The sequence below is a fragment of the Cryobacterium sp. TMT2-10 genome, assembly GCF_004403075.1.
Classification (GTDB): Bacteria; Actinomycetota; Actinomycetes; order Actinomycetales; family Microbacteriaceae; genus Cryobacterium; species Cryobacterium shii.
The window spans coordinates 1-20,903 of sequence record NZ_SOGW01000079.1 but is presented as its reverse complement, the minus strand read 5'-3'; the positions used below and the strand labels follow the sequence as shown (position 1 = coordinate 20,903).

At 64.4% G+C, this 20,903-nt stretch carries 24 protein-coding genes; 8 read left to right on the top strand and 16 right to left on the bottom strand.

Features of this window, described 5'->3' with window-relative positions; all coding sequences use genetic code 11:
* Nucleotides 1-280: 280 nt before the first annotated feature.
* Nucleotides 281-703 carry a YkvA family protein gene (locus tag E3T37_RS09145; RefSeq protein WP_134366485.1) on the top strand — a complete coding sequence of 141 codons (423 nt, stop codon included), beginning with the start codon at nt 281-283 and terminating at the stop codon, nt 701-703.
* Between the two features lie 149 nt (nt 704-852).
* Here the strand turns inward: E3T37_RS09145 and E3T37_RS09140 are convergent, their stop codons facing one another.
* Genes E3T37_RS09140 through E3T37_RS09130 form a run of 3 tightly spaced genes read right to left on the bottom strand, consistent with a single transcriptional unit; the run spans nt 853 to nt 3,252 of the window.
* Complete coding sequence (locus tag E3T37_RS09140; RefSeq protein ID WP_134366484.1) at nt 853-1,464, bottom strand: TetR/AcrR family transcriptional regulator; 612 nt, start codon at nt 1,462-1,464, stop codon at nt 853-855.
* A 17-nt stretch (nt 1,465-1,481) separates the two neighbouring features.
* Entirely contained in the window at nt 1,482-2,276 is a 795-nt protein-coding gene (locus E3T37_RS09135; RefSeq protein ID WP_134366483.1) for a hypothetical protein, read from the bottom strand.
* A complete protein-coding gene (locus E3T37_RS09130; RefSeq protein WP_134366482.1) occupies nt 2,269-3,252 on the bottom strand; it encodes an ABC transporter ATP-binding protein in 984 nt (327 codons plus the stop codon). The genes E3T37_RS09135 and E3T37_RS09130 overlap by 8 nt, the downstream gene beginning before the upstream one ends.
* 329 nt (nt 3,253-3,581) lie before the next feature.
* Between E3T37_RS09130 and E3T37_RS09125 the strand changes: the two genes are divergently transcribed.
* Entirely contained in the window at nt 3,582-3,977 is a 396-nt protein-coding gene (locus E3T37_RS09125) for a hypothetical protein (RefSeq protein ID WP_134366481.1), read from the top strand.
* 50 nt (nt 3,978-4,027) lie between these two features.
* Here E3T37_RS09125 and E3T37_RS09120 read toward each other — a convergent pair whose 3' ends face one another.
* The gene (locus E3T37_RS09120; RefSeq protein ID WP_134366480.1) at nt 4,028-5,125 is read right to left on the bottom strand and encodes an ATP-binding protein; all 1,098 of its coding nucleotides are present in this window, start codon (nt 5,123-5,125) and stop codon (nt 4,028-4,030) included.
* Nucleotides 5,126-5,238: 113 nt separating this feature from the next.
* Between E3T37_RS09120 and E3T37_RS09115 the strand changes: the two genes are divergently transcribed.
* Nucleotides 5,239-5,763 carry a hypothetical protein gene (locus tag E3T37_RS09115; protein WP_134366479.1) on the top strand — a complete coding sequence of 175 codons (525 nt, stop codon included), beginning with the start codon at nt 5,239-5,241 and terminating at the stop codon, nt 5,761-5,763.
* Between the two features lie 553 nt (nt 5,764-6,316).
* Here the strand turns inward: E3T37_RS09115 and E3T37_RS09110 are convergent.
* The 11 genes from E3T37_RS09110 to E3T37_RS09060 are packed head-to-tail and all read right to left on the bottom strand — an operon-like array spanning nt 6,317 to nt 16,454.
* On the bottom strand, nt 6,317-6,817 hold the full coding sequence (locus E3T37_RS09110; protein ID WP_134366478.1) for a GNAT family N-acetyltransferase: 501 nt from the start codon (nt 6,815-6,817) through the stop codon (nt 6,317-6,319).
* Nucleotides 6,814-8,358: a M81 family metallopeptidase gene (locus E3T37_RS09105; RefSeq protein WP_134366477.1), complete on the bottom strand. Its 1,545-nt coding sequence runs from the start codon at nt 8,356-8,358 to the stop codon at nt 6,814-6,816. The genes E3T37_RS09110 and E3T37_RS09105 overlap by 4 nt, the downstream gene beginning before the upstream one ends.
* On the bottom strand, nt 8,355-9,587 hold the full coding sequence (locus tag E3T37_RS09100; RefSeq protein ID WP_160141049.1) for an NAD(P)/FAD-dependent oxidoreductase: 1,233 nt from the start codon (nt 9,585-9,587) through the stop codon (nt 8,355-8,357). Before E3T37_RS09100 ends, E3T37_RS09105 begins: the two co-directional genes overlap by 4 nt.
* Entirely contained in the window at nt 9,584-9,880 is a 297-nt protein-coding gene (locus tag E3T37_RS09095) for a (2Fe-2S)-binding protein (RefSeq protein ID WP_134366475.1), read from the bottom strand. Before E3T37_RS09095 ends, E3T37_RS09100 begins: the two co-directional genes overlap by 4 nt.
* Nucleotides 9,880-10,149, bottom strand: coding sequence for a (2Fe-2S)-binding protein (locus tag E3T37_RS09090; RefSeq protein WP_134366474.1), 270 nt, complete (start codon nt 10,147-10,149; stop codon nt 9,880-9,882). Before E3T37_RS09090 ends, E3T37_RS09095 begins: the two co-directional genes overlap by 1 nt.
* Complete coding sequence (locus E3T37_RS09085; RefSeq protein ID WP_134366473.1) at nt 10,142-11,419, bottom strand: FAD-binding oxidoreductase; 1,278 nt, start codon at nt 11,417-11,419, stop codon at nt 10,142-10,144. The genes E3T37_RS09090 and E3T37_RS09085 overlap by 8 nt, the downstream gene beginning before the upstream one ends.
* A gap of 9 nt (nt 11,420-11,428) precedes the next feature.
* Complete coding sequence (locus E3T37_RS09080) at nt 11,429-12,880, bottom strand: aldehyde dehydrogenase (protein ID WP_134366472.1); 1,452 nt, start codon at nt 12,878-12,880, stop codon at nt 11,429-11,431.
* Nucleotides 12,881-12,888: 8 nt separating this feature from the next.
* The gene (locus E3T37_RS09075; RefSeq protein WP_134366471.1) at nt 12,889-13,623 is read right to left on the bottom strand and encodes an amino acid ABC transporter ATP-binding protein; all 735 of its coding nucleotides are present in this window, start codon (nt 13,621-13,623) and stop codon (nt 12,889-12,891) included.
* A gap of 6 nt (nt 13,624-13,629) precedes the next feature.
* The gene (locus tag E3T37_RS09070; RefSeq protein WP_134366470.1) at nt 13,630-14,286 is read right to left on the bottom strand and encodes an amino acid ABC transporter permease; all 657 of its coding nucleotides are present in this window, start codon (nt 14,284-14,286) and stop codon (nt 13,630-13,632) included.
* Between the two features lie 12 nt (nt 14,287-14,298).
* The gene (locus tag E3T37_RS09065) at nt 14,299-15,069 is read right to left on the bottom strand and encodes a transporter substrate-binding domain-containing protein (RefSeq protein WP_134366469.1); all 771 of its coding nucleotides are present in this window, start codon (nt 15,067-15,069) and stop codon (nt 14,299-14,301) included.
* Nucleotides 15,066-16,454 carry an aspartate aminotransferase family protein gene (locus E3T37_RS09060; protein ID WP_134366468.1) on the bottom strand — a complete coding sequence of 463 codons (1,389 nt, stop codon included), beginning with the start codon at nt 16,452-16,454 and terminating at the stop codon, nt 15,066-15,068. The genes E3T37_RS09065 and E3T37_RS09060 overlap by 4 nt, the downstream gene beginning before the upstream one ends.
* A 273-nt stretch (nt 16,455-16,727) precedes the next feature.
* Here E3T37_RS09060 and E3T37_RS09055 point away from each other — a divergent pair, with 273 nt between their 5' ends.
* From E3T37_RS09055 to E3T37_RS09040, 4 genes are read left to right on the top strand one after another with little or no spacing between them, the layout of a single operon-like run.
* On the top strand, nt 16,728-17,960 hold the full coding sequence (locus E3T37_RS09055; RefSeq protein WP_134366467.1) for a thiolase family protein: 1,233 nt from the start codon (nt 16,728-16,730) through the stop codon (nt 17,958-17,960).
* Nucleotides 17,954-18,652 carry a 3-oxoacid CoA-transferase subunit A gene (locus E3T37_RS09050; RefSeq protein WP_134366466.1) on the top strand — a complete coding sequence of 233 codons (699 nt, stop codon included), beginning with the start codon at nt 17,954-17,956 and terminating at the stop codon, nt 18,650-18,652. Before E3T37_RS09055 ends, E3T37_RS09050 begins: the two co-directional genes overlap by 7 nt.
* Complete coding sequence (locus E3T37_RS09045; RefSeq protein ID WP_134366465.1) at nt 18,649-19,311, top strand: 3-oxoacid CoA-transferase subunit B; 663 nt, start codon at nt 18,649-18,651, stop codon at nt 19,309-19,311. The genes E3T37_RS09050 and E3T37_RS09045 overlap by 4 nt, the downstream gene beginning before the upstream one ends.
* Nucleotides 19,308-20,147, top strand: coding sequence for an IclR family transcriptional regulator C-terminal domain-containing protein (locus tag E3T37_RS09040; protein ID WP_134366464.1), 840 nt, complete (start codon nt 19,308-19,310; stop codon nt 20,145-20,147). The genes E3T37_RS09045 and E3T37_RS09040 overlap by 4 nt, the downstream gene beginning before the upstream one ends.
* A 107-nt stretch (nt 20,148-20,254) precedes the next feature.
* Here E3T37_RS09040 and E3T37_RS09035 read toward each other — a convergent pair whose 3' ends face one another.
* A complete protein-coding gene (locus E3T37_RS09035; RefSeq protein WP_134366463.1) occupies nt 20,255-20,485 on the bottom strand; it encodes a hypothetical protein in 231 nt (76 codons plus the stop codon).
* A gap of 7 nt (nt 20,486-20,492) precedes the next feature.
* On the opposite strand from E3T37_RS09035, the gene E3T37_RS09030 reads away from it, so the two are divergent.
* Nucleotides 20,493-20,825, top strand: a complete 333-nt coding sequence (locus E3T37_RS09030; RefSeq protein WP_134366462.1) for a hypothetical protein — start codon at nt 20,493-20,495, stop codon at nt 20,823-20,825.
* The last annotated feature ends 78 nt before the right edge of the window (nt 20,826-20,903 follow it).

Here is a 20,903-nt window from a genome sequence, read left to right as displayed (position 1 = left end):
GGCGTCCTAACGAAGTCCACTATGGTTATCAACAGTCAGCCCTGGCAGCGTAGAAGAATCCACTAATTCCGCTGTCCGAAATCCCCGCAGCAGCTCAGGGTGCTCTCGGGGGCTTTAATGTCCTGCCCCTTGTCCATCGTGCCCCTTACCTGGAGCCGGTGGGCGAGCGTGCGGCGCGAGGGTTCGTTGGACGTCTCCACTGCAAGAATCAGAGCATGACATCCAACGTTCGCTCGATGTTGCTCGACGAGTGGAAACTCGATTTTTGCGGACGCAAGTCATGACGTCCTGGTGGGGAATCGCTCTTGGCGTGCTCGGGGGGTTGCTCGTGCTCTGGCTGGCCATTGTCCTGCTCCTCTGGATCGAGCAGCGCCGGCATCCTGGCGGCGCTTCGCTTCGTGGCCTTCTTCGCCTTGCTCCTGACGTCGCCCGGCTTCTCAAACGCCTAACTTGTGATCGATCCGTGTCGATTGGAGTTCGTATTTGGCTGGCCGTTCTCTTGGTCTACCTGCTGTCGCCCATTGACCTGATCCCTGATTTCATACCGGTTCTCGGCTACGCGGACGACGCCATCGTGGTCGCGCTCGCTCTCCGTTTCGCGACTCGCCGGGCAGGCAGTGACGCGGTCCAACGACACTGGCCCGGGACGTCCGAAGGGCTAGCTGCCGTCCTCCGCCTGGCCGGTCTAAAGTCCCTCACCTAATGCTTGTGCTTGCCCCGAATTGGAATCCAGTTGGTCAGATGGGGCAGCGCACTCGCGAGGATGGCGAACGGTAACGGCAATGGTAAAAGAGGTCCGCGGCTGTCGCAGGCACCAAGCTGGGCGTTGCATGGCCCAGTACACGTCGACTTTTACGCGAGGAGTTTGGGTTGTGTGGCCGGGGCGCCGACTCCGTCTACAAAATAACTGACGGAAGCGCCGAGGAGCTCCGAGTTCGCGAGATCGTTGCCCAATAGTGGATGAACGGCCAGGCCGAACAGCATCGCCAGCAGCGAAATCGCGGCGAGTGTAGGGTCACACTCGGCGCGAACCCGGCCGAGGGACTGCTCCGCGGCGAGATAGCGGGCGATATCGTGCGGCGGCCCCTCCAGTGGCATCTGTACCCGTTCTCCGCGGAGCGGTGCGAGGGTCGGGTCGGCGATCATCGCCTGCTCCAGCGGCAGCAGGTCCTCCTGAAGCTGGGCAAGTTTTCGAATGACTTCGAGTAGGTTTTCGAGCACTGTGCCCCGTCCGGCCAGGGAGGGTAGCGTCGCCGTTGCTGCGACGATGGGTGCGTTGCGATCCAGCACCGCGGCGTAGAAGAGTGACCGCTTGTCGGCGAAGTGCCGATAGAGGGTGCCCTCGGCGACACCCGCCGCCACCGCTATCGAGCGAGTCCGGACGTTGGCGTAGCCGACCTCTCGAACGAGGGCCGTGGTCGCGTCGATGAGGCGTTTTCGGGTGGTGTCTCCGCGGGCGTTCATAGGTCTATCCAATCGGACTATTCGGTTATCGGTCTGCGAATGAAGATCACGAGACCGATGATGAGGCCGACTGCCGCGTAGATGCAGCCGATCAGAATGGCCGCCGCAAAAGTCAGGTCATCGGTTCCACCCTGCGCCAGTGCGGTGAGAGTAGTTCCGGGCAGCCACTGGCCGGCTTCACTCGACGCGGTCTTGATGATCGTCTCGATGAGGAGAACCCACCCGATTCCCACCGAGATGGCGATCGCCGCGGAACGGCTCAGCAGGGCGAGCACGAGTCCGATGATTCCCCAGACCACGCTGGCGCTGAACGAAGTCAACCAGGCGCGTGCGATCTCGCTGGCCAGGTCATCCATCCAGAGTTCAGTGGAGATTCCCGCGGCTTCCGCCGAGGGGAGCGCGGCCGCCAGGTTGACGACTACCGCCACCGTCGTTGCCAGGGCCGTCCAGATCAGCAGGGCGCCGATCTTTCCGAGCAGCAGCCTCCAGCGGTGTGGCTGGGCAGCGGCAAGCAGGCGGATCAGGCCCGTGCTGTAGTCCGAGGCGGTTGCAATGGCCCAGAACGACAGCGTGATCACTCCGAACATGCTGGCCGCCGAGGAGACTCCCGCGACAATTCCCGATGAACTCTCCAGAGTCGCCACGCTAGGGAAAGCGACTCCCGGACCTCCGCCGGGAGGTGCAGACCCGTTCGCTGCGATTGTGTAGATCACCGTGTTGATCAGCACGGCGAAGACCGCCATGAGGCCCAGCCACCCGAGCCAGATTCCCCGTCGGTTGAGACGGGTGAGTTCGCTTCGTAGCTCACGCATTGGTGGCAGCTTTCTTTCGGGCGCCCTGAGAGGCAGCTACTGGGTCGCGGGTCGGTGCCGCCGTCATCTTGAGAAACACGTCCTCGAGGGATTCGTCGATCGGGGTCAGTCGGCTGAGCGTGATGCCGGCCTCGTGTGCAGCACGATTGAGCGCCCCCGCGTCGGCGGCGGAGCCGTGCACGACGAGCGAGTCATCCTCGAGCGACCACCCCGCCGCCGCGAGAGCAACGCGCAGCCGGTCGACATCAGCGGGATGCTCCGGGGCAACCTCGATGCGCGCACCGGCCTTGTCGAGCAGCTCGCCCATCGGTCCCGAGAACATCAGCTCGCCGAAACGGATGATGACGAGATAATCGCATGCCGCCTGGATCTCGGCGAGCAGATGGGATGAGACCACCACCGTGCGCCCCTCAGCCGCCAGAGTCTTGAGCAACTGCCGAATCTCCACGATCCCAGCCGGGTCCAGGCCGTTGGTGGGCTCATCGAGGATCAGCAGGGCGGGGTCAGGCAGCAACGCCGCGGCGATGCCGAGCCGCTGCTTCATCCCGAGTGAGAAACGGCGAACGGACTCGTTTTCCCGACCCTCGAGACCCACGATGCGAATGACCTCGGCGACCCGGGTCGCGGGCAAGCCGCGCAGACGAGCCAGCGACAGAAGATTCTTACGAGCCGAGAGCCCCGGAACGAACGACGGTGCCTCGATGAGCGCTCCGACGTCGCCCGCGTAGCGGGCCGGTTTCGTGGTCGGGTGGCCGAGCACGGTGGCCTGGCCCGACGTGGAAGGAATGAGCCCAAGCAGGATGCGGATCAAAGTCGACTTGCCGGATCCGTTGGGGCCGAGGAGGCCGACCACACCGCCCCGGGGAAGAGTCACGGTGACCCGGTCAAGTGCAGTCAGGCTGCCGAACTGGCGCAGCAGGCCGTCAGTGGTGATGGAGGCTGCGGACGCATCCGTCTCGATAAATGATGTGAGCACTCACTCACATTAGACGGCAGAATCGCCCAGGACAAGAGCGACTTCGCAGCACGGGCGTGAACATACGCAAAGACTGACCCGTGGGGGCTGCCAAACGCCGGCCGAACTCGCCGCATCCCAGTGTGAATCGTGGGAGTTCGCGCTGTCTTCGACTTTCGCCGAAGCCGATATCAGGAGAACTCTATTCAGCACATTCTGCAATAGATGCACTTTAAAACGAACATAATAACCATTATCGGTCATATCGGATGTTATTTGACTTGTTATATTGCCCGCGAAAACACGAGCGATCCTTGCTATTGAGTCCGTGACGCGGAAGAATTGCGGGCATGAGTATTCCCGTCCCCGCTTCCCAACCAGGTCACCGCGCGTACGCCGATTCTGTGCGGCTGGACACCGGCGGGATCGTCACTGGTCTGCGCGAGATCCTCGGCGCCCGGCTCGTCGCCTACTTGGGCCGCGTTTCGAACACGCGCTCCGTGCGTGAATGGGCGGAAGGCTCTCGTGCACCTGGTGCGGACGTCGTACAGAGACTTCGTACCTCTTATTATGTTGCCGGCATTCTGATCGAGTGTGAGAGTGCGAAGACGATCCAGGCGTGGTTCCAGGGCATGAACCCGGAGTTGGATGACCAGTCCCCAGCTGCCCTGTTGCGTGGCGGGCCACTGGACGAAATCGGCCCGAAGGTCATCTCGGCCGCTCGCTCCTTTGCCGCCCACGGATAGCCGGCAGGCTCGCCGACTTCGCGGACACTTTGTCAGACTCGGTGGGCGGCTTAGTCCGTGGGCTTCGAACTGAGATACCGGCGTAGACCGGGGATGGCGAAGTCGACTTTGCCGAACCCTACCGATTCAATGAGTCCGGCTGCCAGGAGCCGTGTCCGGTAGTTGGCGACAAGGTTTGTCTTGGCGCCCAGCCGTTGCCCGATGTCGCCGGTGACCGACGGTCCGTCGTCTTTGGCCATGGCGTGAAGGAATTCCATGTCTTTGGGTGAGGCTGTCGAGAGAGCCGCTTCGATCACGGTGCGTGCGTTGCGTCGGTGGGCGGCTTCAATGGCCCTGCTGACAGCCTCCGCGTCGAGCGCGCCCTCGTTGCTTTCGGCTTCCCGCCAGAGGAAGTAGCCGACCAGCTGGATGAGAAACGGGTATCCCCCTGTTGCTTCAGAGGCTTGCCGGACCAGGGCCGGTGAGATGTTGAACCCCGCCGTCGCGAACGTGTCGGCGAACGATGTCTCCACATCCCGGACTGCGGCCGCATGCAGGTCGATCTTGTCGGCGCGGCGAAGGAAGGTCGCCACGCCTTCGTTGAGCAGGTCCGACACCGCGGCCGGCAGGCCGGCGAAGACCAAGCCGATGGGAAGCCGGTCCTGGATCAGGTGCTGGACACTGGCGGCCAGTTGCGCCAGTTCAGCACGGTCAGCGGCGTGGATTTCGTCCACGGTGATGACCAGACCGGTACCACGGCCCTGGAGGAGCCGGAGGAGTTCTTCAGCGAGGTTCCGCCAGGCGACCTGACGTTCAGGCGGGAGCTCTGTCGTGAGGCTGAAGCCGGCGGCGGAGACCGCGGTGATCCGGCGACCCTGCGGCCCGTTGCCGAGTTCCTCGGCCAGCTGGCGCATGGATTCGCCGATCCTTCCCATAAAACCGCCGGTGGCCGTCTCGGAGATCACGGCCCATCCGCGTTCCCTGGCCATGTCGTGGGCGGCACCGAGCATGACGGTCTTGCCGATGCCACGGGCACCGGTGAAGATGGTGAGAAGTCCCGGCGCACCTGAGCCCAGTCGTAGGCCGTAGGCGAACTCGTCGAGAAGGCCTGCGCGGCCGATAATTTCCGGCGGTGTCGCGCCGGCTGATGGCCGGAATGGGTTCTCCATGGTGGACTCCTTGTGAGTGGCTGTGTATCTTGTGAGTCTTGTTGGATCTGTGAGTCTTGTGAGCCTCGGCACCACCATACCGGCCCGCATCGGCTTTCGCACCAATTACGGGCATGAGTATCCCGTTCCCGCCAGGCAACCAGGTCGCCGCGCGTATGAGGACTCTGTGCGGCTGGACACCGGCGAGATCGTCACTGGTCGTGCTCTGGCTCATCGCGCTCGGCTGGCTCATCGCGCGTGCCACGGACGTCAAGGGCGGGCTGAGCTCGGCGGTCGTCGTGCTCACCGTCCCTGGGTTCTTCGGCGACCCGGCCCGCGAGGCGATCGCGATCGCGGGACTGCTCCTCCTCCTGTGGATTCCGGCGGTGCCCCTTCCGCGGATTCTGGTGCCGGTGCTGGGCGTCGTGGCGTCGGCATCGTTGTTCGTTTACCTCGTCCATTGGCAGGTCTTCCCGCTTCTCGCGGTCGAATTCCCACTACTCGCCACCCTCGCCTCCTTCGCGGTGGGGATCCTCGCCTGGCAAGGGTATTCCGCACTGAGTGGTTGGTGGGCGGCCCATCCCGCGGCCGTGGCCCGTGAGCTACTGTCCGATGTGCTCGCGAAGACGGACGGTCGCGACCGGCGAGGCGATCGTTGACGACCGGACGGTTTGCCGCGCAGACCCCATCGCTCTGAGCCGCTGAGCGGGGTCGAGAACGAACAGCACGGGGTCGCACTCAGCGCACAGACAGGTTGCGGCGAACTTCGTTTCAATGAAGCTAGTTCGATAGGCTCCGATTTATCGATCGCCTCGATGTAGGGTTCCCCCGCTTAATCCCCGCCGAACTGGTCTTTCTGTAGTGTGCCCGGCGTGTGGATGTGCGGATCCCACCGCGCGATCTCGCTCGGTTGATCACAGTCTGCGACGGTCAAGCGCTTGTGGAGGCGGGCGAACTCGTCGAAGTGGTGGAAGTTCTCATACCAGTGCCGGTTGATGTATGCGGAGATGTGGAAGGCTGTGCAGACTCTGGTGCGGCCGAACCGGCTGATGAGATTTCGGTGATGGCGTGATGCGGCCGTAATGCCCGGGCAGGTGCGCCTGGAAATCTGGTTTCCGGGCGGCTCGACGCCGTCGCCGAGCCAGAGCGGGTGGTGTGGGCAGACGACTTTCTCGTGGTTGGTGAGCCCGGAACTCCAGCCAATCCGGCGAGTTACCGCCTCATGCGGACATCCTGCGCTCCCGCTTCCGGGTCCCACTTCAGGGCACCTTCGACGACGAAACGATGCTTGCGATAGAAGGCCTGGGCGCGGTCGTTCTGCTCGACGACCCAGAGCGACGCCGACTGGTGAAGCAGGACAGCTTCCAGCAGCCGGGCAGCCACTCCGGAGCCGTGGCAGCTGACGTCGGTGTTCAGAACGTACAACTCCGTTTCGGCAATCGGCTCGGCGTCGTGCGAAGGCCCCGCCGAGGCGAATCCGACAATAGCGCCGTCTCGTTCGGGATCAACCGCGACGATCGTGCGTCTCCCGTCGTCCGTGCACAGGATCTTCCGCCAGTCGGCGATCCAGTCGGCGGTGTCCAGGCCCGCTAGGAAATTCGGGTCCATACAGGTTTCATAGGTGGCCCGCCAGACCGCGATGTGGAGCGTCCCGAGGGCGTCCGCATCCTCGAGGACGGCCGCCCTGAGGGTGAACCGGTCCTTGCCCGTCACTGTGGAATCCTGTCAGCAGCGAGCGCACCCGGGATGACGGCCACCCTGACGTCGGGCGTGAAGGTCGCGGAGAGGTCGAAGGGCCACAGGCCGGCGGGCAGGTTTCGGAACGGAAAGGTGGAGAAGTCATTCGATGCCACACCCGGTGCGTCCACGTAGATGATGTCCCCGACCAGGGGTTCGAACGCTGCGCGAAAGTGGTTCTTGACCTTCATGACCAGCAGGTCGTAGCCGGTGACGTCCAGCCCGATGTGCCCGAACAGCTCCGGGTCGTTCGCGGTGATCGGCCGCCCGGTCACGAGGATGTCGGTCCCCTGGGCGCGCAGGTGCACGGCGCCTTCGACGTCGACCTGGAGTCCGGTGTTCATCGGACCAGTGTTGCGGAACCGCCCATCGCTGACGCGAATGATGTCTACCTCGAGGTCGAGCGGCGGACCGAATTCGGGCGATATTTTCCCGCCCAGACGGATGCCGATGGTGGCGCCCTCCCCCGCGGCCCGGCACTGCGCGACGACCTCTGCATCGCACAAGGCGCCAATCAGCGACTTCGGCACGTGCGCGTTGAGCACCTCGGCGACCAGGGCCGTCGTGTCAGCGCTGCCGCCGCTCAGCGGGTTGTCGGCGATGTCAGCCAGCACGACCGGCCGAAGACGCTCGGGCTTCACCGCCAACGCGACAGCGGCCGCCGCGCCGGGCAGCTCGGTGACGAACTCACCGCGCAGTGACCACAGCAGTGATGCAAGGCCCCGGCAGCTCTCCTCGCCCAGCGCGCGGTCGGTGGCCAGTACGACGACGCTCGCACCGGCACCTGCAATGTCTGCGTAGGGATACCCGCCGAAGACGCTCGCCGCGACGATGCCGTCCCTCTTCTCCCAGTCCTGGGCCGCGGTGACCGCCTCGTGCATCGGGCCTTCGGCCGTGCGCATGTTGACGCTCGGCAGGAGCGCGGGCAGCTTGGCGAAGCACTGGTAGTACGTGATTCCGTCCCGGACTTGGCGTATCAACGCGGTTGCGGCGCGCACGCCCTGCTCGTACGCATCAACGTGCGGGTAGGTCTGGAAACCGAAGCAGGATGTCCGCTGGTCGATGAGCCCGCGGGTTACGTTCGCGTGCAGGTCCAGCGTCACGGCAATCGGGAACGCCGGCCCCCGCTCCCGCCGGATGTGCTCGATCAGGTCGGTCTCCGGGTCCTGGTAGTCATCCACGACCATGGCTCCGTGAAGCGCCAGGAGCAGTCCGTCGAGTTCGCCGGCGCCCCCGAGGGCCGTCAGCATGTCGCCGCGAATCTGCTCATAGGCCCTAGTAGTCACCTGGCCGGCCGGAGAGGCCGCCGCCGCGACCAGCGGAACCGGTACGAATTCGGTTTCCTCGAGCGCGTCGAGGAAACCGCCGAGCTCCGTCTTCGTGCCGCGGTAGGCCTCGATCAGATCTTCGCCGCTCAGTAGGGCCTCCTGGCGGAAGGCGTCGAGGTTCGTGCGGAGCGGGCTGAACGAGTGTGATTCGTGATAGAAGAAGGCAAGACCAAGCCGGCGCGTGCTCATGCCCGGTCGCCGCTCTTTTCCCACGCGCGCTGGACGTCGTCGTGGCCTCGCTGCACGTTGGCATCGAACTGGAACTCCATGGTGCGCCGGGCGCCCATGAGCTCGAGTGCGGCCCCGGCCGCGTCGCCGCCGTGCCGGGAGGAGAGGCCCAGGTCGTCGATGATGCTCAGCGCGACCAGTGCGCCCTGTTTCTCGGCGATCTTGGCGCTCTCGATGCCGATCGAGTTGCCGGCGACGTACATTCCGTCGAGCTGGGTCCGCAGGGTGTCGCTGTGCACGGGAACAGTTCCCCCGAGGTCGGGAGAGCGGACGAAGGAACAGTCCAGCGTTGCCAGGAGTTCGTTGAGCGGGATCAGTCCGTTGGCGAGGCAGACCGCATCGACGGCGACCTTGCGTTCGCTTCCGGGAATCGGCGTCCCGTCGGCTGTGACGTTGACCAGGGCCGCGCCAGTGACTTGGTCCGTTCCCTGGATGGCGACCAGGGAGGTGCGGAGATGGAGCGGGATGCCCCACATGCGGAGCGTCCGGGGAACCAGCCGCGAAGCGAGGGCCTGGACCCAGGACCACCCGAGGAAATGTCCGCCGAGTCGCATGTACTTCGCCGGTGCGAGTTTCGCCATCGGGGCGAGACGACCGAGCGTGGCTCGGGGGGAGCTGCCCTTTACAGTCGTGGGCGGCAGGACGATGCCCACAACGTCAACGCCGGCCAGTTGCATCGCCCTAGCGATGGTGAGCGAAAGCACGTCCATGCCGACGACGAGCACGCGGTGACCCGGCTTGACCCTATGGATGTTGGTGAGCACCTGGGCCGCACCGATGGTCATCGCGCCCGGAAGCGTCCAGCCGGCGACGGGCATCGGCCGCTCGACCGCGCCCGTAGCCACGAGCACCGCACGCGTCGTGAGCTGGCTGGGGCCGCCCGTCCGGCCTGCCGGGTACGTCAATCGAACCGTCCAGCCTGGCTCGAGTCCCCAGGCAACGACATCCGTCATCATCCGAGCTCCGGCGTCAACGGCATCCTTCTCGGCCTGTTCGGCCAGTTCCCACCCCTTCCACCAGCTGGAATCCGCAGGGTCCTCATGCAGCTGGCCGCGCAGCTTTCCGCCCATGGCATGGTTCTCGTCCACGACCATGACCCGGCCCCCCGCGGCCGCGACATCCCGGGCTGCGGTGAGTCCGGCTGGTCCACCGCCGATCACGACGAGGTCGAACGCTTCCGGGGCGCTCATTCTGCTGTCCGCTCTGACGCGAAGGAGTCGCCCTCGGTCGCCGGGGTCAGGCACGCGCGCACCTGGGTGTCGTTGTTCAGCCACACGCGGCATTCGTAGCAGTGGCCGATGCCGCAGTAGATTCCCCGGGGCTCGCCGGCTACCGGCGAGACGCGGAGCTTCCGGACGCCGTTGGCGAGCAGGGTCGCCGCAACGGGCTCGCCCTCGCGGGCCGTGTACGGCTCCCCGTTGAAGGTGAAGCCGACCTCTTCTGCTGGAAGGTCAGGCAGGACAGGATGTCCGGTGATTCTCATTACTGCTCCCTGGTGATGACGAGATCCTGCAAAGACACGGGCCGAACGGGGAGGTGCACCGTCATGCTGCTGGTGCTCTGCAGCACTCCCTCGCCGGTGACCCCGACCATCGCTTCGACCGCCGGCCGGCAGACCCGCCCTTGGCAGGGGCCCATACCGGCCCGCGTGCGCATCTTCACTTCTTGGGCGTTGCAGGCGCCGGCGTCGATCGCGGCCCTCACGTCGGAGGCGGTGACGTCTTCGCACCGGCAGATCATGTGGTCATTCATGGCTGTTCCCTTGCCTTGAGTTGAATCGGTCCGGACCGAACTCCCCGACCACGGCGCTGACCGCCGCCGGCAGCGGCACCCTGTCCGAACCTGAGCGGATGAGGTCGACGGTGAGTCGACCCATGGCCGCGCACAAACCGAAACCGTGTCCGTTGTACCCGGCCGAAATCCAGAGGCGTTCCATGGAGGGCGCCGGGCCGAACAGCGGGAAGTGGTCGGCGGTCAATTCCACCGTTCCGGCGAAGGCCCGGATGATCGGTGCCCCGGCCAGGCCGGGAAAGAGCTCCGACATGTGCTTGCCCAGGAACGACATCGCCTCAGAGGAGCTCGTGACGTTGTAGCCGTCCTGTTCCCAGGGACCGCCGCCGCCAATCATGATGTTTCCGGCGTGGGTGCGGCGCGCGTAGACGCGGTTGCCCGAAACGAAGGGGAAGTTCTCCATGCCCGCGATCCGTTCGGTCACCATGATCTGTGAGCGCCGGGGCCGCACCGCAAGGTTACAGCCGGCCGATTCGCTGAATCCGGCCAGCCAGGGACCGGCGCAGAGAATGACGTGGTCTGCTTCGGTGACACCGAGCTCCGATCGGACTCCCCGGGCCTGGCCACCTAGCTCAATGACCGACTGCACGCGGCAGTGGTCGCGGATGATCGCGCCCGCCGCGCGCAGTTCGGCGATGATCGACGAGACCGCGGTGAACGGGTAACCCTGCCCATCCGTGGTGCCCATCAGCGCCCCCGCATTGTCGGGCGACACCCCAGGCAGCATGGCGACCGCCTCGTCGGGGGTTAGCATCCGGGTGGGAAGCCCGGCCAGCGCATAGTGGCGTTCGGCCATGTCCAGCAGGCCTCGCTCGTGGTCATTGAGCGCGATCATCGCGTGGCCCGGGCGGCGGAAGTGGCTGTCGAGGCCGCCGAGAGTGAGGTCCTCCCACAGGTCCATGGAGGCGCGTGCAAGGGCGACCTCGCCGATAGCGCGACCGAAGGCATAGATTCCTCCGGCGTTCCGGCCCGAGGCCGCAGCCCCCAGCGACTCGGCTTCGAAGAGCTCCACATGGGCCCCCGCACGCGTGAGGTACAGCGCCGTCATCAGGCCGATCACGCCGCCACCGACGATTACCACACGTTGCCCGGCCATGGTTCCCGCTGTGTCCGCCTGCAGGTGTGCGGTGAGGTTCGCATAGTCGGATGCCGCGAGAGTGGATTCCTCCTCGGTTGTCGTTAGCGGGTCCATGGACAGCATGGTCAGGCGATTTTCGAGTGCAACAGACATACGGTCCTCTCAGAAACTCATGTAGACGGACTTCAGTTCCGTCATGACGTCGAATGCGTGCGTCGACACTTCGCGGTGGCCGTTTCCCGACAGGCGCATTCCGCCGAAGGGCACTCCGGACTCCGCAGCTGATGTTCCGCTGTTGACGTAGACCACGCCGGAATGCAGATCGGTGGCCGCGCGGTGCGCATAGTGGAGGCTTTGCGTGTAGATCGAGGAAGACAATCCGTAGTCCGTACTGTTGTTCGCTGCGACCGCCTGCTCATAGTCGTCGACGTCGATCACGGCGACGACCGGACCGAAGACCTCGGTCCGGGCGATAGCGTCGGTTGCCCTGACACCGCCGAGAAAGGTCGGCTGGTAGAAGCTGCCATTCGGGTACTCCGCGAGCTCCGCCCTGGAACCTCCGCTGAGCACCTCGGCGCCGGCCTGGACGGCGGCCGTGACCAGCGAGGCCACCCGGTCCAACTGGGCAGGTGTGGCCAGCGGACCGAGATTCACGGCCGCATCCGTTCCATGGCCGAGCTTCAGTTGTTCGGTGCGGCGCAGGAGTTCGGCCAGCAGCGGCTCGCGCACAGACCGCTGCACGATCACGCGGCTTGCCGCGGTACAGCGCTGGCCGGACGTGGCAAAGGCTGACTGCATGATTCCGTTCGCGGCAAGGGAAAGGTCGGAGTCCTCGAGAACAATGATCGCGTTCTTGCCGCCGAGCTCCAATGAGACCGGGGTCAGGGTTCGGGCACAAGCCTCGGCGATCTCGATACCCACCGCAGTGGAGCCGGTGAATGCGACGGCGTCGACGCCGGGGTGGGTGGACAACCGGCGACCCGCGTCAATCCCGCCCCCGGAGAGGAGGTTGACGACCCCCGCGGGCGCGCCTGCCCTGACAAGCGCCTGGGTGAACAAAAGCGCACTTCCGCTGATATTCGGTGCGGGCTTCCAGACGACACAGTTACCGGAAACGAGGGCAGCGAAGATCTTGTACGCGGCAAGCGCGATCGGGAAGTTCCACGGCGTGATGCACGCGACCACGCCGACGGGTTCACGCACGGTCATGATCGTCCGGTTCGCCGATGCCGACGGGAGCACCTCACCGAGGGCACGAAGTCCCTCCCCTGCCATGAAGCGGCAGCTCGCGATCGTGGCGTCGACTTCCCCCAGCGACTCGGTGAGCACCTTGCCCATTTCCAGGGTCATGGTGCGGGCGAGTTCGTCCTTGACGGCCTCCAGCTCCTGGGCGACTCGGTGCAGCAGCCGCCCTCGGGCGGGCGCCGGCTCGCGCCGCCACGTCGGGAAAGCGAGCCGTGCGGCGTCGACGGCCGCATCGACGTCGGCGGCAGACGAGACGCCGTATCCCTCGAGCCGGTTGCCGGTTGCCGGGTCGCGGGTCTCGAATCGAGTCAGTCCGCTCGTACCCTGCCACGCGCCACCGATGAGATTTGCGCTGCTCGCTTCTTTCATGCCCTTGCCTAACTCACGTGCCGGAGAAAACCGCGGAGACGCTCGCTCCGCGGGGAGTCGAACAGCTGGTCCGGAGGCCCTTGCTCTTCGATGACGCCGTTGTGCATGAAGATCACCCGGTCGGCCACTTCACGGGCAAACTTCATCTCGTGGGTGACGACGACCATGGTCATCCCCTCGGCCGCCAGCTGTTTCATCACCTGCAGCACCTCGCCGCGCAGTTCCGGGTCAAGGGCTGAGGTGGGTTCGTCGAAAAGCATGGCGCGCGGATTCATCGCTAGCGCCCGGGCGATGGCCACGCGCTGCTGCTGACCGCCCGAGAGCTTGCGCGGGTAAACGCGAGCCTTCTCGGCCAACCCCACCTTCGCCAGCAATCCTGCGGCCAGGGTTGCGGCATCCTTCTTCGGCATCCCCAGAACCTGGATGGGCCCTTCCATGACGTTTTCGAGCACCGTCATGTGCGGGAACAGGTTGAACTGCTGGAACACCATGCCGATTTCGCGGCGGATCTCGCTGATCGCTCGTTTGGATCCGGTGAGGACCGTGCCGTCGATGAGGATGTTGCCCGAGGTGCTCTGCTCCAGGCGGTTCAGGCACCGGAGGAGGGTGCTCTTGCCCGACCCGCTTGAGCCGATGACCGCAACCACTTCACCGGACTTGACTTCCAGAGAGACCCCTCTGAGGACCTCGAGCTCATCGAATGACTTATGGAGGTCGATGACCTGGATGGCTGCTTCCGACATGTTTTCCTAACGCTCGCTCACGGACATGCGGAACTCGATCTTCCCCAGAATCCAGGACATCCCGGTGGTCATGACCAGGTAGATCACCGCGGCCACGATGTAGAACTCCATGTAGGCGTAGTTCGTGGCCGCGAACCTCTGGGAGACCATCATCAGCTCGTTTACCGTCACCAGTGATGCCAGCGATGACTCCTTGAGCATCGAGACGGCCTGGTTGCCGAGGGCTGGAATGCTCAGCCGGAAGGCCTGGGGCAGGATGATCCTGCGCATGACTTTGGCGGAGCTCATGCCCAGGGATTCCGCTGCCTCGATCTGCCCCGCGGGCACGGCCAGGATTCCGCCACGGAGAATCTCCGCGACGTACGCCCCGGTGTTCGCCCCCAGCGCCAGCACAGCCGCCAGCATGGCCCCGAGCTCGATCCCGATTTGGGGAAGCCCAAAGTACACGATGAACAGCTGAACCAGCACCGGGGTGCCTCGGATCGACCAGACGTAGAAATCCGCCACCCACTTGACGGGCTTGAACACACTCATTCTGGCAAGTGCCGCGATGAGCCCCAGCACCAGGCCGAGCGCCGTGGCCAGCACCGAAATTTCTATCGTGACCAAGGCGCCCGTCAACAGGTAAGGGAGGAACGGTGCGACGAGACTGAAATCAAGCAAGGTTGTCTCCCATTAGCGAATGTCGGTTCCGAACCATTTGGTGCTGATCTTGAGGTACGTGCCGTCGTCCTGGATCTTCGTGATCGCGGCGTTGAGCTTCTTGAGCAGGCCCGAGTTGTTCTTGTTGACCGCGATGCCCGCTGCCGCGTCGATGAGCGGGGTTCCGACGGCCTTCATGTCGTAGCCTCCGACCTGGATGGCGTTGCCGCCGACCGGGCCGTCGGTCAGGAGCCCGTCCAGGCGGCCGTTCTTGACGTCCTCGAATGCGAGCAGGTCGGACTTGTAGGTGACGACATCCGCACCGAGTGCCCGTGCCTTCTCCTCGAAGGTTGTGCCGATGGCCACGCCAATCTGCTTGCCCTTGATCTGAGCGGAGTCGGTGATGGACGTGTCGGTCGGAGCAAACAGCTGAGAACCGGTGTGGTAATACGGTTCGGTGAAGTCGACCTTCGCCTTGCGCTCCTCGGTGATCGCCATGCTCGAGATGATGATGTCGTACTTCTTGGCCAGCAGTCCGCCGAGGATGCTGTCCCACGGGGTGGCGACGTACTCGACCTTGACACCCATGTCCTTGGAAAGGGCCGTGGTGATGTCAACGTCAAAACCGACCAGCTTGTTGTCTTTGTCGTAGTAGTTGAAGGGAGGGTACGCGCCCTCAATGCCGACCTTCAGGGTGTCCTGGGCCTTGTCTTCGGTGGGGGCGGCGGCGCTGCTGCACGCGGCGACGCTGCCGACCAGCACGACGGCCATGAGCGCCGCAATTGATGTGGTTCTGATGTTCACAGTGCATTCCTTTCGTTGATGATCAGACTGCTTACGTCGACGTCGACATCGGTCAACGTTTGCTCCAGGATGTCGACCATCAAATCGATGTCGACGCGCTGGATCGTCAATGGGGGTGCAATGAGGAGATGCTGGCCACGGATTCCGTCGATGCGGCCCTTGCCCGGGTAAAAGATGGCGCCGTTCTGCATGGCCATCTCGTTGAACGCTTCCGACGTGATGTGCCGCCTGCCCCGAACGTCGAGGAGATCGAAGCCAAGGAGCAGCCCCCTGCCTCGCACCGGCCCCATGCGAGGCTGGCGCGCCTGGAGCTCGTCAAGCTTCTCGCGCAGGTAGCGGCCCTGAGCCACCACGTTTTCCAGCACGCTGTTGTCTGTGTAGTAGGTCAGCGCGGCATTGCCGGCGGCCAGGCAGACGGGGTGGCCGCTGTAGGTGTAGCCGTGCCGGAACACGCCATCACTGCGCTCCCGGATGACGTCGACGATTCGGTCGTGCACGATCATGCCCGACAACGGCGCATAGCCGCCGGTCACACCCTTACCGAACGTGATGATGTCAGGGGTAACGCCAAAGTGTTCGACGGCGAAGTTCTTGCCCGTTCGGCCGAAGCCGGTCATCACCTCATCGACAATGAGCACGATGTCGTGCCTGTCACACAGCTCGCGCACCCGGCCCAGGTATTTCGGGTGAGGAACAACGGCTCCCTGCTGACTACCGACTATTGCCTCACAGATGAACGCCGAGATGTTTTCGGCCCCGACCCGGGCGATGACCTGTTCGAATTCGCCGATGTAGTCAAACTGCTCGCCGGGGCTGCCGAGGTGAGGACACACCGATTCCAGAGGCTCATTCTCCGGGGCTGAGACATGGGGGTACGGCGCCAGCATCGGACTGAAACTCGTCCGGCGCCCGACGTCCCCCCCCGCGCTCAACGCTCCCAGCGTATTGCCGTGGTAGCTCTGCCACCGGCCGACGACCAGGTGCTTGCCCGGGCGCCCACTGTCGAGGTGGAACTGGCGTGCCAGTTTCATGGCTGCCTCGTTGGCCTCTGACCCACCGGAGGCGAAGTACACCGTTTCTAGGCCATCCGGGGACAGATCGGCAATCCGGCCCGCGGTCTCGACCATGACCGGTGTCTCGAAACGCACAGTGTGAGCGAACGCGACCTGAATTGCCTGCGCTGCCATCGCGTCGACTATCTCCTGGACGCCGTGGCCGAGATTGGCGGCGACTGCGCCGGAGGAAGCATCCAGATAAGCTTTGCCGTCGCTGTCGAAGATGTAGACCCCTGCTGCTCGCACGGCCACGGGGTACTTCTTGAGCAGGTTTCGGTGGAACACATGGTCCCGGACGGGCGCCTCGGCTGGCGCTGCAACGTTGCTCACCAGCTCTGACTCCTTCGTCGAGTGTTGTACGTCAGGCGAACGCTATGTCGCCGTAGCGAACAGACTAAGGGGACAGCGCGGGCAGAGTCAATACTCATTTGGGTAACGAATTTATCTTCAGCAACTCAGGCCGATTGTGGGCCCTGGCTACGCCGTCACTGCGGGCACCAATAGCCTTGACGCCGAGAGGTGGGCACGAATATAGTTCATATGTCGCACATTCGTTCGACAAGTGAACATTATTCGCCACGTGGCGTGAACACCGGAGGTGGCATGAATCAGGCATTCATCTACGACGCCGTACGGACGCCATTCGGCAAGTCCGGCGGCGCGCTGGCCGGCCTGCGTCCGGACGACCTGGCTGCTCACGTGATCCAGGCATCCCTGTCACGCGTGCCGACGTTCGATCCCGCCCTGATCGACGAAGTCGTTCTGGGCAATGCCAATGGCGCCGGCGAAGAGAACCGGAATGTGGCTCGGATGGCGACCCTGCTCGCGGGACTCCCCACGTCGATTCCCGGCACCACCGTCAACCGTTTGTGCGGATCCAGCCTGGACGCGGCGATCATCGCTGCCCGTCAGATCGGCGTCGGGGATGCGGACGTCGTTCTGGTCGGTGGCACGGAGTCGATGAGCCGGGCCCCCTGGGTCGTACCAAGGACCTCCGAATCCGCCGACGGGGACGATCGCGACCTCGTCTCGACCGAGCTGGGCTGGCGTTTGGTCAACCCGAGAATGCCGTCCGAATGGACGGTGTCCTTGGGAGAAGCAACCGAGCAGCTCAGGGAGAGGTACGACGTTAGCCGCGAACGTCAGGATGCATTCGCCGCCCGCTCGCACCATTTGGCGGACTCGGCCTGGGCCAACGGCTTCTACGATGAGCTGGTAACGATGGTCCCCGACACGGCGCTCACCCGAGACGAGTCAATCCGGCCCGGAAGTACCGTGCAAAAGTTGGCGACGCTGTCCACGGTCTTCCGTCCTGCGGGACCGGGGCCCACGGCCGGCACGATCACGGCGGGTAACGCGTCACCGCTGACCGACGGAGCCTCCGCAGCCTTTCTGGGAAGCGAGTCGGCCGCCGACTTGCTGGGCCTGTCCCCCCTGGCACGTATCGCCGGGCGAGGAGCGGCAGCAATAGATCCGCAATTCTTCGGCTTTGCTCCCGTCGAGGCGGCAAACCGCGCTCTTGCTCAGGCCGGCGTCACGTGGTCCGACGTGGGCGCCGTCGAAATCAATGAGGCCTTTGCCGCCCAGGCCCTGGCCTGCATCGACGCGTGGGACATAGACCCGACGATCGTCAATCAGCACGGCGGGGCGCTCGCCATCGGCCACCCTCTGGGGGCCTCCGGTACGCGGCTTCTCGGCACGCTGGCGCGCAGCCTGCAGGCCAGCGGCGAACGGTGGGGCGTGGCGGCCATCTGCATCGGCGTCGGCCAGGGCCTGGCCGTTGTCCTGGAGAACGTTTCCCCCCGGCGGGCGCCGACAATGGTGGGCGCATGCTGACCATCCACGACGATGTCGATGAGGCCGTATCGGAGATCACTGACGGCGCGATTGTCCTCATCGGGGGATTCGGCAAGGCCGGTCAGCCGATTGAGCTCATCGAGGCCCTGCTTCGGCGAGGGAGCCGCAACCTGACGGTCGTCAGTAACAACGCGGGGAACGGCACGGTTGGGCTGGCGGCGCTCATCGGAGCTGGGCGGGTCGCCAAGATCATCTGCTCCTTCCCTCGCCAGTCGGATTCGGAACTGTTCGACGCCAAGTTCCGTGCCGCCGAGATTGAATTGGAGCTCGTGCCGCAGGGAAACCTGGCCGAGCGGATCCGAGCCGCGGGGTCGGGAATCGGAGGTTTTTTCACCCCGACCGGTTACGGCACGATGCTGGCCGCCGGCAAGGAGACGCGCATGATCGACGGGCGCGGCTTCGTCCTCGAGAGTCCCATCAGAGCTGACTTCGCCCTGATCAAGGCGCTCAAGGCGGATGGAGTGGGCAATCTCGTCTATCGGAAGACGGCACGAAACTTCGGCCCGATCATGGCTTCTGCTGCCGCGCACACGATCGTTCAGGTTTCTGAACTCGTGGAGACGGGCGGTCTCGACCCGGAGAACGTCGTAACACCCGGAATCTTCGTCAACAGCGTTGTCGTCGTCCCGGCCCAGATCACATCCAACGGTTCGACGGAGGTCGCACGGTGACTGAGAGATTGACCCGCAATCAGCTCGCCAGGCTCGTTGCCCAAGATATCCCATCAGGCGCCTACGTCAATCTCGGCATCGGCCAGCCAACGCTGGTGTCGGACTACCTGACGCCGAGCCAGAACGTCACGCTGCATACCGAGAACGGAATGCTGGGTATGGGACCCGCGGCGGAAGGCGATGAGCTCGATGAAGATCTGATCAACGCAGGGAAGATTCCGGTTACCGAGCTCCCTGGCGCTTCCTACTTCCACCACGCCGATTCGTTCGGGATGATGCGCGGCGGGCACCTGGATGTCTGCGTGCTGGGTGCGTTCCAGGTCTCGGTCGCCGGGGACCTGGCGAATTGGCACACGGGCGACCCGAATGACATTCCGGCCGTGGGCGGGGCGATGGACCTGGCCATCGGCGCCAAGGATGTCTTCGTCATGATGAACCTGCTCACGCGTGACGGGCGCAGCAAACTCGTGGAGGCCTGCACGTATCCGCTCACGGGCGTCGGATGCGTCACCCGCATTTTCACGGACATGGCAGTCCTTCTTGTCACCCCCGACGGAATCAGAGTGCGCGACACCTACGGCTGCACCTTCGAAGAACTTCTACGACTGGTCGATTTGCCCCTGCTCGCGCCCGAACGTGAAAGTATGCTGAAAGCATGATTGAGGGGACCATCTCCGTGGAAGAGCCAAACGCGCAGCGCACCAGCGACCAGTTTGTTCAATCCCTGGCGCGCGGACTCGCGGTTATCCGCGCTTTCGACGCTGACCACACGCACATGACGCTCACCGAGGTTGCCAAGCGCACAGATCTGACTCGGGCCACAACCCGCAGGTTCCTGATGACCCTGGAGGAGCTAGGCTACGTCCGCTCTTACGGGAAGAACTTCACGTTGACGCCGCTGGTCCTGCAACTCGGCTACGCCTATCTCTCTGGTTTGAGCCTCTCGCAGGTGGCCCAGCCGCACTTACAGGATCTTTCCACCAAGCTTTCGGAATCCACGTCGGCCGCCGTTCTGGACGGCGCGGACATCGTCTACGTTGCCCGCGTGTCGGCCCGACGCATCATGACGGTCGGCATCAATGTCGGCACGCGGTTCCCCGCGTATGCCACCTCCATGGGACGCGTGTTGCTCGCCGGTCTGTCTAGGGCCGAACTCGATGCGTACCTGAATTTCGTACCTCTTATTGCCCTCACGCCTCGGACCATTTCAACTCGCGGGGCTCTCCTCGACGAACTCCACAAGGTCAGAGCCCAGGGTTGGGCCATGGTTGATCAAGAACTCGAGGTAGGCCTCATGTCAATGGCCGCGCCCATCTACGACAGATCAGGCCGTGTTGTTGCGGCGGTCAACGTCTCTCTCCCGGCCCAAAACGGCATGAGCGGCAGAGAGTCAATCGACAAGGTTCGGGAGGCGCTGATCCATGCGTCGGAAGCGATTTCGACGGATATCACCCTCATCGGCGACGGTGCGGCGAAGGGGCCGGGCCGAATCTAGCGTGCCGCCTGTCCGGCGCTGAGGGTCCCGCGCGCGCGGCGTTCTTGAGCGCTGGATGTTCTGATCAGGAGCGATTCTCGGGTGGGCGCGTCCGGGGTCATCGAAGGTCAGGCCGTTTCAGCGGCTACGTCGACATATCCCAGATACTCGTCGGACACCCTGAACGTCGCGGGCCCGGCGTGGGGTTCGCGGTGTTCGCTGCGGTCGCGGCAGCCGGCGAGGCCGGCGCGGAGCTTGAGCGAGTCGAGGGTGGGCCAGAGGGCGCGGTGGTGCAAGTCGACGAGTGCGGAGGAGGCTTTGGCGGAGCGGGTGTCGTAAGCGGCGCGGTGCGAGACCATGAGCGCGGTGAGTTCTTCGATGGCGATGGGGTGGCGGTACCAGCAGTCCGGGAGCAGGGAGCCGGTAGCTGGGTTCGGCGAGGTTGGTGAGGTAGCGGCCGTCGAGCCAGGTGACGAACTGGCCGAGTTCGTCCCAGAGCTTCACGGCTTGATCGTGGTCGAGTGCCTCCCAGTAGTAGGGCCCGCCGGCGGCGCGGAGTTCGTACATGTCGAAGAGGTCGGGCAGGATCGTTTCGACGTTGACGAGGCGGGCGTCGAGTCCTTCGATACCCATCGGATCAAGATCATCCTCGTCGTTCATTTGGTGATCCCTTCGAGTCCTAGGAGCGTGGGTCAGTAACGGCAAAGTTTAAAACGCCGCCGGATTTCCCGTCCTTGGCCGTGGGGTCTGGGAAAATTGCTTATGAGCGATTCTGAT

Coding starts and splice junctions, on each gene's coding strand:
- E3T37_RS09050 (WP_134366466.1), top strand. CDS start 17,954: ATGCTGACCATCCACGACGATGTCGATGAGGCCGTATCGGAGATCACT.
- E3T37_RS09035 (WP_134366463.1), bottom strand. CDS start 20,485: ATGGTCTCGCACCGCGCCGCTTACGACACCCGCTCCGCCAAAGCCTCC.
- E3T37_RS09075 (WP_134366471.1), bottom strand. CDS start 13,623: ATGTCGGAAGCAGCCATCCAGGTCATCGACCTCCATAAGTCATTCGAT.
- E3T37_RS09090 (WP_134366474.1), bottom strand. CDS start 10,149: ATGAATGACCACATGATCTGCCGGTGCGAAGACGTCACCGCCTCCGAC.
- E3T37_RS09040 (WP_134366464.1), top strand. CDS start 19,308: ATGATTGAGGGGACCATCTCCGTGGAAGAGCCAAACGCGCAGCGCACC.
- E3T37_RS09055 (WP_134366467.1), top strand. CDS start 16,728: ATGAATCAGGCATTCATCTACGACGCCGTACGGACGCCATTCGGCAAG.
- E3T37_RS09135 (WP_134366483.1), bottom strand. CDS start 2,276: ATGCGTGAGCTACGAAGCGAACTCACCCGTCTCAACCGACGGGGAATC.
- E3T37_RS09105 (WP_134366477.1), bottom strand. CDS start 8,358: ATGAGCACGCGCCGGCTTGGTCTTGCCTTCTTCTATCACGAATCACAC.
- E3T37_RS09100 (WP_160141049.1), bottom strand. CDS start 9,587: ATGAGCGCCCCGGAAGCGTTCGACCTCGTCGTGATCGGCGGTGGACCA.
- E3T37_RS09085 (WP_134366473.1), bottom strand. CDS start 11,419: ATGTCTGTTGCACTCGAAAATCGCCTGACCATGCTGTCCATGGACCCG.
- E3T37_RS09145 (WP_134366485.1), top strand. CDS start 281: ATGACGTCCTGGTGGGGAATCGCTCTTGGCGTGCTCGGGGGGTTGCTC.
- E3T37_RS09125 (WP_134366481.1), top strand. CDS start 3,582: ATGAGTATTCCCGTCCCCGCTTCCCAACCAGGTCACCGCGCGTACGCC.
- E3T37_RS09140 (WP_134366484.1), bottom strand. CDS start 1,464: ATGAACGCCCGCGGAGACACCACCCGAAAACGCCTCATCGACGCGACC.
- E3T37_RS09115 (WP_134366479.1), top strand. CDS start 5,239: ATGAGTATCCCGTTCCCGCCAGGCAACCAGGTCGCCGCGCGTATGAGG.
- E3T37_RS09095 (WP_134366475.1), bottom strand. CDS start 9,880: ATGAGAATCACCGGACATCCTGTCCTGCCTGACCTTCCAGCAGAAGAG.
- E3T37_RS09120 (WP_134366480.1), bottom strand. CDS start 5,125: ATGGAGAACCCATTCCGGCCATCAGCCGGCGCGACACCGCCGGAAATT.
- E3T37_RS09080 (WP_134366472.1), bottom strand. CDS start 12,880: ATGAAAGAAGCGAGCAGCGCAAATCTCATCGGTGGCGCGTGGCAGGGT.